Raw genomic sequence first — 16,339 nt, 5'->3', positions numbered from 1 at the left:
TGGTAAGTATGAAAAAGGTTGATCGTTTGAGGTTTGGAACTGCGGGAATTCCAATCTCAACCCCCAAACCCTCCACCCTCACAGGGATAGAACAAGTTAAAAAGCTTGGATTGGATGCTATGGAACTAGAATTTGTTAGAGGAGTAAATCTAAAACCGGAGATGGCAAAAAAAATTAAATATGTGGCCCAAAAAAACGACATTCTTCTAACAGCACATGCACCATATTATATCAATCTAAATGCAACTGAGAAAGCTAAGAGAGAAGCAAGTAAAAATAGAATAATTCAAAGTGCCGAACGGCTTCATGAAGCTGGAGGATGGAGTGTGGTATTCCATGCGGGATATTACCTTAAGCAAGAGCCCTCTAAAGTTTACGACACAATAAAAAGTGAGATAAGAGATATCGTAAAAACCTTACAGGATAAAGGGGTCAATGTGTGGATTCGGCCAGAACTTACTGGAAAACCAACTCAATTTGGAAGTCTAAACGAACTTATACGGATAAGTCAAGAAGTAGAACAAGTCTTGCCAGCAATAGACTTTGCACACTGCCATGCTAGAAATAAAGGGAAGTACAACAGCACAGAGGAATGGAGGGAAATGCTTTCATTACTCGAAGAGGGATTAGGCCGGGATGCTTTGAATAATATGCATATACACATAAGCGGCATAGAATACTCTGATAAAGGAGAAAAGAATCACTTAAACCTTCAAGAAAGTGATATGAAATGGAAAGACCTTCTGAGAGTTCTTAAGGAGTTCAAGGTCAAAGGTGTCGTAATAAGTGAAAGTCCAAATATAGAAGGAGACGCCATACTCATGAAGAGAAAATATGAAAAAATTAAAGTCTAGAAAGAGAGTTCACAAGGAATTCTAAAAATATTTCAATATCTTTCATTTCGTTGTACAAGTGCGGTGATACCCTTATCCCATAATGTCCTAACGCACCTCTATGACTGACTTTTATTCCTTCTGCAAGAATCCTCTTGTAAATCTCCTCTTCTTTTTCGTAACTTAAACCGGTTTTGATTGTTATTATTGCTGACTTCTCCCAGTCTTCTCCGCCTATAATTTCCAGGCCAAGGGCCAAGATCTCATCTTTGATTCTTCCTGCAAGGTTAGTGTTGTGTCTCTCAATTTTTTCAATGCCGATTTCATTTATAACCTCCAAAGCTCCCCACAACGTAGTGGCAAGAAGATACGGTGGCCCACCTCCAAAATCAAGTTTTCTAGCATCATTTCTAAAGTCAAAGTTGCCCCACGGATCTTTCTCGGGCATGCCCCACCATGAAGACCATTCTCCCACTGGGGATTTCATGTTTAACAAACCTGCTATTGGGGAGGCTTCTTCTATGAGAGCATTTGAAACGTACATAAGTCCAGAGCCTACGGAGGGATTTAAGAGCCACTTTTCTCCTCCTGCAATCACGGCGTCAACACCCTCCTTCTCCGGATAGAGGGTCAGGTTTCCCAGATGCTGCACAGCATCAACTATAACCCAAGCTCCATGTTCATGAGCAATTCTGGAGAGCTCTCTCAGATTCATCCTCTGGCCGGAGATCCATTGAACACTGCTTCCGATTATCGCAAAGGTATTATCATCTACTAGCTTTTCCATGTCTTCAAGATAGTACCAGCCATTTCTGTTCTTGATGACTCTAAGTTCAAGATTGTATCGTTGGGCATAACTTTTTAAAAGACAAGAGAGAGAAGGAAATTCCATGTCAAAGGAGATAATATTCATACTTTTCTTCGGTTCTATGGAAAGAAGTAACCTCCTTAAACCTTCCGTCGTTTGAATCGTTAGCGTTAGGTTTTCTCTCTTCGTACGTAGGAGTCTTTTTCCTTCATCAAGGACGTTTTCCATGATTTCTTTGTCCAGAAAATCCACTGAATCAACACCTTCTCTAAAATCTGTAAGATATGATAGAAAATCCATGCTTCGTTTAAGGGCTGTTAGTGGCAGAAATCCTGCACTTGCAGTGTTTAGATATGCCCTAAAGTTCCTTAAGCCAGGGAACAAATGTTTAACATTCATTTTTCCACCTCAACCTTTCTCTAATCTTCCATATTTCTTCATTATCTTCAATAAGTCCTCCTTTGGTAAAGCATAGCGAATGTGATTATCTCTCCCCGTCATCGCCTTTGCCTGGAGGAGAGAATTGATTATCGCCTCCTCAACGGTTTCAGCAGTTGCTTTGAAAAGAGGGGACAAAACATCATCAGGAGTGCTTTTTATGTCAATAATTTCTTTCTGGTAATGTTTTATTCTCTGAGCAGTTGAGAAGGCAAAAATTATATCCCCACTTCCATTATATGCATAACCCCCAGTTCTGGCCAGTCCTATGGCTCCCCTTTTGGCAACTCTGTAAAGCTGTCTTGCTGTTAAAGGAACATCTGTAGCAATGACTATTATTATACTTCCCTTTCCTTCTCCACCTTTTCCCGGCCAGTTTCTTAACTCTAGACCTGCTGGAACTCCAGCTATTGTCAAATCTTCCCTCTTGCCAAAGTTGCTTAAAACAAGAGCACCAATGGTATATTTCCTTCCTTCTATATCCACTATCCTTGAAGAAGAACCAATTCCGCCTTTGAACTCAAAAGCACTCATTCCTGTTCCAGCTCCAACAGCACCTTCATCAAAATCCGCTTTGGCGTTCTTGAGTGCCTCAAAAATATGCTCTTTTTTCACATGTTTTCCTCTAATATCGTTTAGATATGAATCATTACACTCCATAACCACTGGGTTAACAGAACCTGTGGAAACTCCGATATCTTCATTTTGGTCAAGCATGTATTCTATAAGAGCATCTGTAGCAGTGCCAACGGCAAGTGTATTGGTAAGGATTATTGGAGTCTCTAGAGTTCCAAGCTCTCTAACCTGGATTAGCCCAATCGGCTTTGCATAACCATTCATGACAAAGACACTTGCTAACAGTTTTTCTTTGTATATGTTCCCTTCATGAGGAAGTATAGCTGTTACTCCAGTCCTTACCGGGCCTTTGCCGGGTATAAGCTTTCCTTCCCCTTTGATTAGACTTACATGTCCAACTTTTACTCCTTTCACATCGGCAATTGAGTTCTTCTTTCCATGCCTAAAAACGCCAAGCTTAATACCAAGGTCAGGGGCCTTCATAATTTGCACCAAAAATAGTTGGTTGGATCAAAATAAAAACTATTCCACAACAACTGTCTTCCCACCCTAAGGGCGAGTTTTCAAAAGAAAAATATAAGTACCTTCTAGGGAAATTCTCAGCTGGTGACTAAAATAGAAGGTTGGAAAGAGAAGTTGGGTATGATCCACATCTACACTGGTAATGGAAAAGGGAAAACAACCGCTGCTTTGGGTTTAGGATTAAGAATGCTGGGTAACGGCGGCAAAGTCATCATGATTCAGTTCCTAAAGTCGCCTAATGTTTACGGAGAACAAAAGAAAGCCCAAGAGTGCGGGATAGTAGTAGAGTCTTATGGATTGCCAAAATTTGTCCACAAAAAACCAGATCCTGAGGAGATCAAAGTCGCTAGAAAGGCCTTGGAAAGAACCAGAGAGATCGTTAAAAATGGAGAATGGGACCTTGTAATCCTTGATGAGATATGTGTAGCATTAGGATTTGGAATGATAGATGTTGAAGATGTTAAAGCAATCTTAAAAGAGAAATCCCCATACACAGAAGTTGTTTTAACAGGGCGCTACTGTCCTGAAGAACTTTTTGAACTTGCAGACTATGTAACATTGATGAAAGAAGTCAAACATCCATATCAAAAGGGTATATTGGCTAGAAAAGGTATTGAATACTAAAAACACCGAAAAGGTTTTAATAGTCAAGATTCAATATATTCTCGGAAAGATTTTAGTTACTGATTCTTATTAAATTGGAGGTGGAGAAAATGAGCGACGTAGAAGTGAGGATTCAACAAATTATCCAAGTTCTGAAGGAACAAGTTGTTCAAGATACTATCGTCCCCAGAAATATAAGAAGGGCCGCTGAAAGGGCCATAGAAAGTTTAATGGATACTAGCAAGGATCCGACTGTAAGAGCTGCTGATGCGATTGTCATTCTTGAAGAAATTAGCGAAGATCCTAATATGCCAATGCACACAAGAACAATAATATGGGAAGTCCTAGGGGCTTTAGAACAGGTTAAGTAATTCAAATGCCTTTTTCTTTTAGATACCATAGCTTTGCACTTTCTTCTACTAATTCTGTTTTATAATATGCCTCTCTCAAACTTTTTCCTACAGTCACTACCCCGTGATTCTCCATAATAACTGCATCATAAGCCTCTAGATATTTTGCTGTTTCTCTAGCTAATTCCCAGCTCCCTGCAGGTTTAAACGGGACTATTGGTATCTTCTTCAGATATACCTCAGCTTCAGGCGTTATTATCGGAAGTTCCTCTTCGAGTAAGGTTGAGACCACTATAGAATAAGGAGGGTGCAAGTGAGCAATTGCTCTAATATCCTTCCTCAGCTTGTATACTTCCACATGGAGTTTCCATTCAGAAGATGGCCTTATAGAGCTTAAAGAATTACCTTCAAAATCCATCATTGCAATTTGAGTTCTAGTGAGCTCATTCATTATGGAGCCCGTGGACTTTATGAATATCTTTCCATTGAATAAAATACTGAAGTTTCCCCCAAAAGCCGCAGTAAGCCCTCGCTCATGGGCCAATTTTGAGTATTTAACAAGCATATCCTTTACAAGTTTGCTCATTCTTTCACCACCTTTACTCCAAACCCACAGGAATCACAATAAGCCACTTTTTCATGCCATGTCAACTCTTTTGCTCCGCAAATAGGACAATGATCCGTTTTATTGCTTTCCTCCCATTTTTTATACGTACTTTCATCTATTACAAGAAAAACTTCTCCATTCCCCTTCTCAAAATGTCCCAAAACAGGGTTGCTTTTTAATTCGAATGTCTTAGCATCAATTATTACAGGTTCAATCCCTATATTTCCTTCAAATTCAAGCTCATTCACAGGAACTATTTCAACAATATACGAATCAAGGGTTTTGTCATGATAAATCATGATTTCCATAGCATCGCTTAAGTCCCCACTTGAAGAGATTATGTCAATAGTTATGTACTCCTTGAAAGATATAAGAAGGGCGAAAACATGTTTGGACCTATACAAAGCAAAACCTCGGTCTAAATAGAGATTTTTAAGGTTTAACTCTCTTAGTATTTCTTTTAACTCATCTACCCTAGGCATTTCTTTAGTTTTGAGGATATAATCTTTAATTTTTTCTGCAAGAGGAATTGCAAGCATCACCGGTTCGTAAATTATCATTCCGCCACCCTTAAAAAGTAGATCTCTCCCTTTTTAGCCTTTGTTATTAAGTTGTGGTGCTAAGAGAACAGAAAAAAATTGAAATAAAAGAGCATTGAACTAACTTCTAAATAAAACTCTTATAAACCAAAGCACTATGTCCGGCTCTAGGATTATGATGACTATTGCTATAACTTGTAACACAATGAATGGTAGCACTGCACGATAGATATCATCCATTGAAACCTCGTCAATAGCTCCTTTAAAGTAATACAAACCAAGTCCTACTGGAGGGGTTAGGTATGAAACCAAAAGCATTGATGTAAAAGCCACACCCCACCACAATGGATCATAACCTAACCCTGTGACTGCTGGAGTTAATATTGGAGTCATGATCATGATGATAGAAACCGGGTCTACAAACATGCCGAGGAAGAATATTAGAGCTAATGAAAATATTAGCACTGTGATTTTCGCCGCTGGGAGGGACATTAGGAGATCAACCACCAATTTCTTCCCACCGATCCCACTAAAAACTGAACTAAATGCTGAACCACCCGCCATTATCCAACAGGCCATTGAAGTTACTTTTAAAGTGACTACCAAAGCTTCATCTAAGACCTTTTTGGTTAGTTTCCCTCTCAGGAGGACATAGACTAAACTTAAAAACGCTCCAACACCGGAGGCTTCTGTTGGTGTTGCTATTCCTGTAAATATCGAGCCTAAAACACCAAATATTATTGTAAGAGGCCCGATAAGATATTTAAGTGAAGCTATTTTCTCTCCAAGGGAGATTTTTCCCGCCTCGAATACTGGTACTTTATCTTTGTTTAAGTGGCTCCATACGAGTACATAGATGCTAAACACTATGGCCATTACCGTACCTACTCCAAGCCCTCCAGCGAAAAGTTTTCCTACAGATACTCCAGCCACAGAACCATAAACGATCATGTTAAAGCTTGGAGGTACAACTTGGGGTAATGTACCAGCTGCCAGTATTGAACCTATGGCAAGTTTCTTATCATATCCATGCTTAACCATAAGAGGGTATATAATTAGTGCCAAACTGGCTATTGCCGCTGCTATCACTCCTGACATCGCTCCAATTGTATATCCCAAAATGATTGCTATTACAGCTAAAGATCCTCTGATTCTACCCAAAAGCTTGTAGAAGGTAGTAAACAACTCATCTGCTATCCCACTTTTCTCAAGAACTGCAGACATGAAAACAAACAGAGGTAAGGCCACAAGCGCCCAGTTATTCATTAAACTCCATATACCCTGAAAGGTGACATATAAACCATTCCAACCCCAGAAGATCAATCCAAATACTATCGAAGTGAAGAACAGTGCAAAAGCAACAGGTATATTTAACAATATGAGCCCAAAGAGGAATATAAACATTACAAATGGCATGAGGGTACTAGCCATGTTAACTCACCTCCATTGTCTGGTCTTTTCTAACATCATCGGAATAGTCTGAAGTGTTATTAGAACCACAGATATTACTGCAATCCACTTAAACCACCATATAGGTGGTGCAAAAACTATCCCCAAGCTAGAATCCACTTCTCTGATCATGAAAGATCTCCAAGCAATTGGTGTTCCTACTAGAATCAAGATTATTCCCGTAAGTGTAACTATCCCAATGTCCACGACATCAAGCACTTTCCTAACTTTTTCTGGCACCTTTCTATAAACTATGTCCACTGAAACGTGGCCCCCTTCCCGCAAAGTATATGCTCCGCCTAATGTGAAGAGTATTCCATAAAGCCATACTGAAACAAATATTGCACGAGAATCTGCCATATTGAGGAAATACCTTGTGCTTACTTCATACACCACGACGAGGGTTATGAGTAGAGTAGCATACATAATAAAAAAAGAAAGTTTGGAATTAAATTTACTTATTGGGTCCAAGATTAGTCACCCCTTCCGGGCTTATCCTAAAGCAGCTTCCAATGCATCAGCCCACTCATCATGACCTAGGTCTCTCCAGACCTTAACAAGTCTGCTAATATATTCTTGAGCTTCTGGACTCTTTTTAGCATACTCTACGTGAAGTTGTATTGCTGTTTCAATTATCTTTTGATTGTCTTCAGGTGGCAATTTGACGAGTGTTGCTCCAGCCTCAATCCACTTTTGTCTGTATTCTCTGTTTAACGTGTTAACATAGTGGCTACCCCAGAGATAACTTTCCCTGCTCGCCACTTTAATGATTTCTTTAAGATCATCTGGGAGTTTGTTCCACAAATCAGGGTTTACAATCAAGAATGCATGTACTGCAGCTTCACTGTGCAGGTTAACACCAGGAGTAGGCTCTAAAACGTATTTTGCAACTTCATGGAACCCCATCTTATAGTCAGCAGTATAATCTGTCCACTCGAGACCATCTATTGTCCCAAGTTGGAGGGCTTGGTAAAGTTCTCCAGAAGCCATCATCATAGCCTGAGCGCCAAGGGTGTTGTAAAACACTGCAGCTAGACCGGAAGATCTTAATATTTTATATTTTACCATTTAAATCGCTCAATCTGTTGATTGGAACTCGAGAAACAAGGATTTCTGGCTCTCCATATATCATAGGACCGATATAAACCACGCCAAACTTCTCAAAGCTCTTTTGAATCAAGTCTTCAACGGTTTTGACTTGGTAGAAGAGTTCGTATGGGTTTGAAATAGGCCCTGGCTTACCTCCAGCAAGAGCTAATACTGGATCTTGAGAAGCCAAGTAGCTGCTGTAAAATATTGCTATATCAACTACGCCATTAGCTGTTGAATCTACGATCTCAGTTACTGGGAAACCAAGTTCTCCCGCTTGATAGACTTCAATTTTTATTCTACCATTTGACATTTTCTCAACTTCATCAGCAAAATGTTGGGCTATTTCAAATCCTGGATCACCGGCTAGATAAAAAGTGGCCATTTTAAGTTCATAAGTCTCTGCAGGGGCGCTAGTTTGGGCTCCTGGAGTTTGGGTTTCTCCTCCAATACATCCTGCCACAAAAGACAAAACTACCAAAGCAATCATCCCTAGCACAAAACTTTTTCTAAAATCAAGTTTTTGCCACATATTTAAAACCTCCAATGGATTTTTCATCATATTGTGGGAGTTACTGATTATTTAACTCTTTTTCCATTTTAAGTTGCCATAATGACAAGATTGAATCCTGCCTATTTTAAGAAATTATCAGTATTTTTGCAAAGTATTTAATGTGGCATCACTATTTGGTAAAAATCAAGATAAATTGAATTTAAGTTTAAAAAATAGGTAACATATTAAAACCCCAATATATTTTTGAAAAAATTCTCTTTAAATTTTTCAATGACTCGAAAATATTCCATAAATATCTGAATATTGTAAATATGACAAACGGCTTTGAATGACCTAGAAGAAGGATGGAAATTTTTCTGGTGCGGGGGAGGGGATTTGAACCCCTGAACCCCTACGGGAGTGGATCTTGAGTCCACCGCCTTTGACCAGGCTCGGCAACCCCCGCACGTTTTATGGGGTTCATTTTTTATACATTTCACTGGTTTTAAAAAGATTATGGTCTCATAATCATGTGTTTTATATAAAAACTTCTAACCTTTAGCTTATTTTCCCTCTAAGATGGTGGTTTTAATAGAGCTAAGGAGACAGAATATTTCATTTTTCATAACACTATACAAAATTGTTAAATAAAAAGAATACCTAACACCATAAGATGAATAATAAAGGGGGCAACCACTTTGTCTGAGGATACTTCAAAAATAAAACTCATAGCAGGATTATTTATCCTATTGATTCTTCTCTCTTTCAGTGCATGGTACTTTACAACTAGAACAAAAGATGAGACAAAAGAGCTGCTGCCAACCTCAACAACCTCAAAACCTTCTCCCACTACCACCACACCATTCCAAACTACTACAGAAACCACAAGCACCACTACCATTACAACTGCTATAGAAACTACTACTTCTTTACCCGAGAGTACCCGCCCCAGTACTTGGAGATACATATTCAAAGAAGCCCTAAAATATGGATTAAGTTCAAATGAACTAACAAAGATCTCCTATCTTGCAATAGAGTTAAAAGGGCAAACTATACAGGAAAGTGTGTGGAACATTCTAGAATGGCTTCAAAATAACATCGAATATGACAGTTACAAAGCCTCCCTCCCAGCTCCAACAATACAAATTTCTGAAAATGGAACTATTATCGGGATTACAGGAGGAGAAGGAACAGAAATCCAGACCCCATATGAGACTATCAAAAAAGGGAAAGGAATATGTACAGATTACACAATCTTAACGCTAGCTCTAATGCTAGAAATGGACTATTCCCTAGTATATGCATTTGAAATTAGCTTCGAAAATTCAAATACAAAACACGTGACAGCAGCAATTAAAATCGATGACGAATACTTCCTTTTGGATCAAAATTTGCCCCCCATGGACCTGGGCACATATTACAACAAATGGGCCCTTTATAGGGAAGAAAAACTGCTCATTTCAAATGCTACAGTGTATGAAATACAGAAAAGCGGTGAAAGCCTCACAATAAAGATAATTGGAATAATGCCTGCTGAAGACTTCAAGAATAGAAATTATGACTTCACATCAGCAAATCTGGCAGTAATGGCAAACGATCTGATGGAATTATTTCTCGAAAATTACCCAAATCTAAGCAAGGATTTCTACATCTCCGATATTGATAAAAAAGTCCATCTTCCATATGGTTATGCAAATAGAAGCACTTGGAAGCTTGAACTGCCTAATTTCATTGATTATTATACCCTCACATTTCACAGAGAATTTGTGAAGTATTTTTACAGAAGATTCACAGAAAACCCGAAAGTTGTCAAAGATTTATCCGAATTTAACCGCTTATGGATCCGAGTGGAGAGGGATCAAAATACACTTAGAATCGTGCTGAACTTGGCAGAAAGAATAGAAAGTTAAATTCTTTATTTAGTTTATTTAAAGAATTTATCTCTCTAACTTTTTGACACCCTCTTTTGTGCCTACCAGAATAATATCAGCAATATCTGCAAAGATCCCGTTTTCCACAACCCCGGGAATATTGTTGAGCTCAATTTCCATGTCCAGAGGATCTTCAATTTTTATGAATTTCGCATCGAGAATAAAATTCCCGTTATCTGTAATCACCGGGCCATCTTTTTTAACTCCCATTCTAAGCTCAGCCGTTGCGTTAAAAACTTCTAACTCTTCTTTGATGGCCCTCCAAGCGGCGGGGATCACTTCAATTGGCACCGGTACTCTTTGGCCGAGATACTCCACTAATTTGCTCTCATCAACAAGAACTATGAAAGTCCCGGCCCTATACTCAATAATCTTCTCCATTGTTAATGCTGCTCCTCTTCCTTTAATCAGGTTAAGATGCGGATCAACTTCATCAGCTCCATCAACAGCAATGTCTATTGCATCAACCTCATCAAGGGTTACGACCGGAATACCACTTTCAAGGGCCAAAAGTCTAGATTGATGAGAAGTGGGGATCCCATAAACGTCTTCAAGTTCTTCAGTCATCAGCTTCTTTCCTAACATCTGAATGAAGTAGGCAGTAGTTGATCCCGTACCTAAACCAATGATCATGTCATCATCTATATATCGCAAAGCCTCTTTTGCAGCTAGTTTTTTCAGCTCTTCCATCCATCATCCCTTCGTTATGTTGTAGAGTAGTGATTGATTTGAGTAAAATTTTGGCTCTGGTTGGAGTATTAAGTTATAACTAAACAGTGTGAAGTACAACCAGAACAAAAGGAAGCCCCATATACCTTTTCTCAGGAGAACCCTATCATTTTTAAGTTCTTCGGGAAGGTCTTTAACAACGGCCATAACTACCTTGGGTGAGATTAAATAGACTAACAAACCGGCAACGTAGCCCATTGGAGCCTGAGTAGATAAAATGCCACTAATCACTCCTGCTAATGCACCGATTCCATAAAATATGATTGACATTTTATTTTCAGCGTTCACCTTCTACCACCTAAAACTTACTTTAAAGATTCATTTAAAATACTTTCCATTATCCCTCAAAGTTTTCAAGTAATCTTTGTCCCTTTTCAGTGAGTTTGTAGTATGTTCTTCTACCACGTTTATAAGCTTCTTCTATCAACTCGAGACTTTCAAGCTCTCTTATATGCTGATAAACTGCTTGGTATTTCATGGGCTTTTCTAGATTTTCCCAAAGTTCATAACCGTACATGGACCTTCCTCTCAATAAGCGGAGGATACTTAATTTTGTTCCACCTATTGAAAAACGTTCTTTTTCTTCCGCATAATAGCTTTTGAGACCTGATCCTGTTACAACCAATGCAACTTTATCATCTTTCTCGAAATATCCCTCCTCATGCAACTTCAACAAAGCTGGAATAACAACTGCTGATGAATATTCAGCAAAGACTCCCTCCTTTGCAAGCTCCTTTTCTCCAAGATCAAGCTCCTCTTCCCTGACAAGTACTGCAGTCCCTCCACTTTCTTTCACAGCATTTGTTGCAAGTTCCTTATTAACAGGATCTTTGACATAAAGGCCTAAGGCCTTTGTGAAGTCTTTTTTTGATGTTAAACCCAATATCTCTGATGCAATCGGAGAACAATTTTCAGTTTGTACTGCTACCAATTTTGGAAGCTCTTCTATGGCCCCTACCTCTAAAAGTTCTTTAAAGCCTTTGTATATACTGTATAAATTGCTCCCACTCCCAGTAGGAATAATGACGTGAGTTGGATTGATGTCCTCCCACAATTCGAAGGCAAGAGTTTTTTGCCCTTCAAGTCCAATTATATTGTTTTCCGGAGTTATATCATATAGACCATTTAGCCGGGAGAGTTCTGATGCATATTCAATACACTCATCCACACTATCTCCATATTTTATGATCTTTGCGCCAAATGCAATCATCTGAATAAGTTTTCCCCGATCCACTTTTTTAGGGACCACAACAAAGGCCTCTTTGTTTGCCCTTGCTGCATAAGCAGCTAGAGAAGCCGCTGCGTTCCCGTCACTCGCAACAATAAAACCATTGTTAGCATGAGATAGACCATAAGAAACCCCTACAGTTGCCAATCTATCTCTAAATGAACCAGTAGGGTTTCGAGTTTCATCCTTAATAAAAACTGCAAAACCGAGCTTTTCACCAATTTTTGCTCTGACTAATGGCGTCCCTCCTTCCTTGAGGGAGATTACTTTTTTGACTGGAGGCAAAAGTTCCTTGTATTTCCATACCCCCCTTTCTCGAGTTTTCCATTTAGTAATATCTACAGATGAATAATCATATCCGATCTCAAGAAGTGCACCACATATGCACCTAGGAGGAAAAAAGTGGTCATATTCTCTTCCACACTTAACACATTTTATCATGGTACTCACCAAATGAAAATTAGAAGAAAATTACTTAAGTCTAATTGCGTCCAAATTGTTTGGAGCCCTTGTAGAAATGCCAAATTTCTTGTGAATACTAGAAGCCAAATCCAAACATTTCTGAGGTTCACCGTGTACAGTGATTACTCTCTCTGGCCTTGGTCTTACTCTTGAAATATAATTCATCAATTCTCTTCTATCAGCGTGACCTGAAAATCCATCTATTGTATGAATCTCCATGTTTATTTGAATAGCTTCAGTTTTTCCTCCTTCTCCAATCATTGGAATCTCTCTAAGACCTCTCTGAACTTGTCTACCTAGTGTACCCTCGGCCTGGTAGCTTACGAAAACGAGGGAATTTCTCGGGTCAGGTGCTAAATGCTTGAAATACTCAACACTTGGCCCTCCTACAAGCATGCCAGATGAGGCTATAATTATAGCCGGTTCTTCACTTTCTATAATGTCTTTTCTTTCGTTAGCATTTGCCACTGGTTTGAATATTTCATTTAGGAATGGATTATAACCCTCATGGAATATCTGGTTCCTTAGGTTTTTGCTTAAGTACTCTGGATATGCTGTGTGAATAGCCGTGGCCTCCCAAATCATTCCATCTAGGTAAATTGGGACTTCAAACCCTCCCACTCTGGCATAATCCTCTAAAGCTATCATAATCTCTTGAGATCTTCCCACTGCCATGGCAGGTATTAAGACCTTCCCTTTTCTCTTTATTGTGTGCATGATGGTTTCAATGAGCTTCTTTTCTGCTTCTTCTCTGGGCATTTGGTAATCTCTACTACCACCATACGTAGACTCCATGATAAGGGTTTCAAGTCTGGGGAACTTTGAATTTGCAGGCTCAAATAAACGTGTAGGGGCGAATTTAAAATCTCCAGTAACAGCTATATTGTGGAGCCCATTTCCAACGTGTAGATGGGCTATTGCAGACCCAAGGACGTGACCTGCGTTGTGTAGAGTAAGTCTGAGATCTGGAGAGATGTCCCTAACTTCTCCATAATCCAAAGCAATGGTGTGTTTGACAACCTCCTTAATGTCTTTCATCCTGTAGAGAGGTTCAACCCCATTACTTTGCTGAATTTCAATAAAGTCTTTTTGAAGAAGAATCATGAGGTCCCTCGTGGGAGGGGTAGTATAAATAGGCCCATCAAATAGATTGTATCTAAACAAATATGGCAACAATCCGGAGTGGTCCAAGTGGGCGTGAGTGACTATTATTGCATCCAAAAGTCTTTCTTTGAGAACATAGGTGAATTCTGGAGCTTCAAAGTGTGGCAGGCCCTTTTTAGGGTCATTAAGCTCAGCTACATTGACTCCAAAGTCAACCAGCACAAAACTCTCATTTGTTTGAAGGAGTAGCGCACTTCTACCAACTTCTCTAAATCCTCCAAGAGCTGTTATCCTTATCCAGTCACTTTTAAGCTCCGGCTTTCTGTATATGTTTCTTCCAACTTGCCGCAGGAACTTTCTCCTATCTTTGCTTTCTGATTGAAGAATCCCTCTAATGGAGTATATGGTCTGGGATTGTAATGGGGGTGTCCTAATAACTTTAGGGGCCCAATAAACTTTCTGTGTAATTTCTCTGAGAGTCTCACCATTTTTTCCAATAACAAGCCCTGGTTTTTTGGCCTCAATTATGACTTCTCCAACAGAAGGATCAAAACTTATATTAGTGATCTCAGCCTCAGAAGGCACTAGTTCTTTAATTAGCTCTTCAGCCTTCTCAGGATCCAAAAGAACGTCAGGATCCGGCCTGACACTAATCCTCTTCTTTAAAACTTTAGCAAGATTTTTTATAAGCTCCCCATCTTGCATTACAACTTCAGGATTCTTAACATAAATAACAAGTTCAGGGCCTTCAAATTCAACATCACTTATCTTAGCTTCTCTAGGTACCATCTGATTTATGATCTCTCTAATTTCCTTTAAGATCTCTTCAACGTTCGTTTCTCTCTTTATCACGCTAATCACCTCTCAGAACTAAAGCTTTTTGAGGAGTTTCTCCACTTCTTCTTTAGAAAGCTCTCTGTAACCCTCTCTGTCTATGGTAACCACCATTATCCCATCTCCAGTAAAAACATCTCTTTTTATAGCAGCGTTTATGGCTTTTATTGCAAGCTTAACCCCGTTATTCAGAGTAATTTTTTCACTATATTCATTGTCTAAAATAGAGTATGCAAACTCCATACCCGAACCTGCAGAAACATACTTATCTTCGGTAATTCCTCCAGCCATGTCAATTGAATAAAGACTCGGCTTTTCATCATAACCCCCGATTAAGAACCAACCAAAATATGGAAGGTACTTCCTACCACTTAGAATGTTTGAAGTTAGAGTTGCCAATGCTTTTGTGCTCATTTCCTTACCGACTTTCGCTCTGTACAACTTTGATTCTGCTCTGAGTGCTCTAACAAGGCTCAATATGTCACCTACTGCTCCTGCTCCTGCCAATGCCAAGTGGTCATCCACCTGGAATATTTTAGTAACTCCTTTTGAAATGACCATATTACCCAATGAAGCTCTCCTGTCTGCAGTTAAGACTACTCCATCCTTACAAACAATGCCTACTGTTGTTGTCCCTTTAATTTTGTCCAAAGCCCACACCCCTTAGGAATATTTTCTTAGCTTGAGAATAGAAACAACTGCTACAGTTGGGCTTTTATTGCGGTAGTATTTAAAGTTTTCGCAAAAATGTTAGCTTTTCCCCTCTAAAGTTTGAGATGTGACCTACCCCACCCTAAAGGGCGAGATTTCAGAAGGGGTGGTAAAAACTAAGAACAAGCAATTATACTCACAAATTCCTAGCTTTAGGGCAGCAGAGAGATCAACTAAGCTTACCTTCATCACTACATGAAATGACACGTCTCCGGATATAAGAAAAGCTTTTATTTCATGAAATGTTTTCCAATAATGTAATCTTAGGGGGTATGAAGAATGGGTGTCGAGAAGGTTCCAAAATACAACATTCCAACGAAAAAAGTTGAATATGTTTTTATTGAACTCGATAAAATGAAACCTCACGAGCAACTTGTCCAAAAAGAGCTTGAAGCATTTATTGAGAGTGTAACAGGATCCGGTGTTTTCTGGAAGCCAATGCTCCTAGCCAAAGTTCCCGGAGAAGACATGTACCTAATAGTGGATGGTCACCACAGATGGGCTGGGTTAGAAAAACTTGGTGCTAAGAAGGCTCCTTCAGTAATTCTTGACTACTTTAGTGATGATGTCAAAGTTTATACTTGGTACCCGGCTTTCAAGGGCGATCTTAACAAGGTCATTGAAAGATTAAAAGCAGAGGGGCTTGAAGTGCTTGAAGATAAAGAAGCTGAAGAGAAAGCCGAGAGAGGAGAAATTGCCTTTGCTTTAGTTGGTAAAGAGAAGACTTTTACGATCCCTGGAGCCCTTAATGAACAGAAAAAGGTTAGTAAAGTCTTGGACGAGATGAGTGTCGAAGGAGAAATTGAACTCATTTATTACGGCCTTAAAGAAGATGCAAGAGAAGACATGGAGAAAGGGGAAATTGACTACGTCTTCATAAGAAAGGCTCCAAGCAAAGAAGAGGTTATGGAACTTGTAAAAAGAGGAGAGGTATACTCTCCAAAAACCACAAGACATGTGTTGCCATTTATCCCAGATAAGATTGATGTAAAACTTGAAGATCTGTTTTAGTTTTATTCTATCTCCCTTTTTT

Annotated in this window: 18 protein-coding genes and 1 tRNA gene; 5 read left to right on the top strand and 14 right to left on the bottom strand. The window is 39.2% G+C overall.

Annotated elements, in window-relative coordinates:
* The first annotated feature begins 8 nt into the window (after window positions 1–8).
* Window positions 9–854, top strand: coding sequence for a TIM barrel protein (locus TSIB_RS04455; protein ID WP_015849189.1), 846 nt, complete (start codon window positions 9–11; stop codon window positions 852–854).
* On the opposite strand, the gene TSIB_RS04450 is transcribed toward TSIB_RS04455, so the two are convergent.
* The gene (locus TSIB_RS04450) at window positions 844–2,040 is read right to left on the bottom strand and encodes an aminotransferase class V-fold PLP-dependent enzyme (RefSeq protein ID WP_015849188.1); all 1,197 of its coding nucleotides are present in this window, start codon (window positions 2,038–2,040) and stop codon (window positions 844–846) included. The genes TSIB_RS04455 and TSIB_RS04450 overlap by 11 nt on opposite strands.
* Window positions 2,041–2,049: 9 nt before the next feature.
* Window positions 2,050–3,138 (bottom strand): DmpA family aminopeptidase, encoded by a 1,089-nt coding sequence (locus TSIB_RS04445; RefSeq protein ID WP_015849187.1) that lies wholly within the window; start codon window positions 3,136–3,138, stop codon window positions 2,050–2,052.
* Between the two features lie 123 nt (window positions 3,139–3,261).
* Here TSIB_RS04445 and cobO point away from each other — a divergent pair, with 123 nt between their 5' ends.
* Both cobO and TSIB_RS04435 read left to right on the top strand, forming a co-directional pair.
* The gene (gene cobO, locus TSIB_RS04440; RefSeq protein ID WP_015849186.1) at window positions 3,262–3,801 is read left to right on the top strand and encodes a cob(I)yrinic acid a,c-diamide adenosyltransferase; all 540 of its coding nucleotides are present in this window, start codon (window positions 3,262–3,264) and stop codon (window positions 3,799–3,801) included.
* An 89-nt stretch (window positions 3,802–3,890) separates the two neighbouring features.
* Complete coding sequence (locus TSIB_RS04435; RefSeq protein WP_048160303.1) at window positions 3,891–4,151, top strand: UPF0147 family protein; 261 nt, start codon at window positions 3,891–3,893, stop codon at window positions 4,149–4,151.
* Between the two features lies 1 nt (window position 4,152).
* Here the strand turns inward: TSIB_RS04435 and TSIB_RS04430 are convergent, their stop codons facing one another.
* The 7 genes from TSIB_RS04430 to TSIB_RS04405 all read right to left on the bottom strand — a co-directional run bounded on the left by TSIB_RS04430 (window position 4,153) and on the right by TSIB_RS04405 (window position 8,773).
* Window positions 4,153–4,716 carry an aldolase gene (locus tag TSIB_RS04430; protein ID WP_015849184.1) on the bottom strand — a complete coding sequence of 188 codons (564 nt, stop codon included), beginning with the start codon at window positions 4,714–4,716 and terminating at the stop codon, window positions 4,153–4,155.
* Window positions 4,713–5,297, bottom strand: coding sequence for a hypothetical protein (locus tag TSIB_RS04425; RefSeq protein WP_015849183.1), 585 nt, complete (start codon window positions 5,295–5,297; stop codon window positions 4,713–4,715). The genes TSIB_RS04430 and TSIB_RS04425 overlap by 4 nt, the downstream gene beginning before the upstream one ends.
* A gap of 99 nt (window positions 5,298–5,396) precedes the next feature.
* On the bottom strand, window positions 5,397–6,707 hold the full coding sequence (locus tag TSIB_RS04420; RefSeq protein WP_048160302.1) for a TRAP transporter large permease: 1,311 nt from the start codon (window positions 6,705–6,707) through the stop codon (window positions 5,397–5,399).
* A gap of 6 nt (window positions 6,708–6,713) precedes the next feature.
* Window positions 6,714–7,196 carry a TRAP transporter small permease subunit gene (locus TSIB_RS04415; RefSeq protein WP_148206163.1) on the bottom strand — a complete coding sequence of 161 codons (483 nt, stop codon included), beginning with the start codon at window positions 7,194–7,196 and terminating at the stop codon, window positions 6,714–6,716.
* 21 nt (window positions 7,197–7,217) lie between these two features.
* A complete protein-coding gene (gene dctP / locus TSIB_RS10685; RefSeq protein ID WP_052293223.1) occupies window positions 7,218–7,793 on the bottom strand; it encodes a TRAP transporter substrate-binding protein DctP in 576 nt (191 codons plus the stop codon).
* On the bottom strand, window positions 7,780–8,373 hold the full coding sequence (locus tag TSIB_RS10680; protein ID WP_266105274.1) for a type 2 periplasmic-binding domain-containing protein: 594 nt from the start codon (window positions 8,371–8,373) through the stop codon (window positions 7,780–7,782). The genes dctP and TSIB_RS10680 overlap by 14 nt, the downstream gene beginning before the upstream one ends.
* A 312-nt stretch (window positions 8,374–8,685) precedes the next feature.
* Window positions 8,686–8,773: transfer RNA gene (locus TSIB_RS04405), tRNA-Leu, on the bottom strand.
* 232 nt (window positions 8,774–9,005) lie between these two features.
* Here TSIB_RS04405 and TSIB_RS04400 point away from each other — a divergent pair.
* Window positions 9,006–10,217 (top strand): transglutaminase-like domain-containing protein, encoded by a 1,212-nt coding sequence (locus TSIB_RS04400; protein WP_015849178.1) that lies wholly within the window; start codon window positions 9,006–9,008, stop codon window positions 10,215–10,217.
* 27 nt (window positions 10,218–10,244) lie between these two features.
* Here TSIB_RS04400 and rpiA read toward each other — a convergent pair whose 3' ends face one another.
* Genes rpiA through psmB form a run of 5 tightly spaced genes read right to left on the bottom strand, consistent with a single transcriptional unit; the run spans window position 10,245 to window position 15,255 of the window.
* Complete coding sequence (rpiA, locus tag TSIB_RS04395; RefSeq protein WP_015849177.1) at window positions 10,245–10,928, bottom strand: ribose-5-phosphate isomerase RpiA; 684 nt, start codon at window positions 10,926–10,928, stop codon at window positions 10,245–10,247.
* A 3-nt stretch (window positions 10,929–10,931) separates the two neighbouring features.
* Window positions 10,932–11,255: a hypothetical protein gene (locus TSIB_RS04390; protein ID WP_015849176.1), complete on the bottom strand. Its 324-nt coding sequence runs from the start codon at window positions 11,253–11,255 to the stop codon at window positions 10,932–10,934.
* Between the two features lie 49 nt (window positions 11,256–11,304).
* Window positions 11,305–12,636, bottom strand: a complete 1,332-nt coding sequence (locus tag TSIB_RS04385; RefSeq protein WP_015849175.1) for a pyridoxal-phosphate dependent enzyme — start codon at window positions 12,634–12,636, stop codon at window positions 11,305–11,307.
* A 30-nt stretch (window positions 12,637–12,666) separates the two neighbouring features.
* Window positions 12,667–14,613, bottom strand: coding sequence for a beta-CASP ribonuclease aCPSF1 (locus TSIB_RS04380; protein ID WP_015849174.1), 1,947 nt, complete (start codon window positions 14,611–14,613; stop codon window positions 12,667–12,669).
* An 18-nt stretch (window positions 14,614–14,631) separates the two neighbouring features.
* On the bottom strand, window positions 14,632–15,255 hold the full coding sequence (gene psmB / locus TSIB_RS04375) for an archaeal proteasome endopeptidase complex subunit beta (protein WP_015849173.1): 624 nt from the start codon (window positions 15,253–15,255) through the stop codon (window positions 14,632–14,634).
* 330 nt (window positions 15,256–15,585) lie between these two features.
* On the opposite strand from psmB, the gene serK reads away from it, so the two are divergent.
* Window positions 15,586–16,317 carry an L-serine kinase SerK gene (serK, locus tag TSIB_RS04370; RefSeq protein ID WP_015849172.1) on the top strand — a complete coding sequence of 244 codons (732 nt, stop codon included), beginning with the start codon at window positions 15,586–15,588 and terminating at the stop codon, window positions 16,315–16,317.
* Window positions 16,318–16,339: the final 22 nt, after the last annotated feature.

This window comes from Thermococcus sibiricus MM 739 (genome assembly GCF_000022545.1).
Taxonomy (GTDB): domain Archaea; phylum Methanobacteriota_B; class Thermococci; order Thermococcales; family Thermococcaceae; genus Thermococcus_A; species Thermococcus_A sibiricus.
This window is presented reverse-complemented; position numbering and strand designations above follow the sequence as displayed.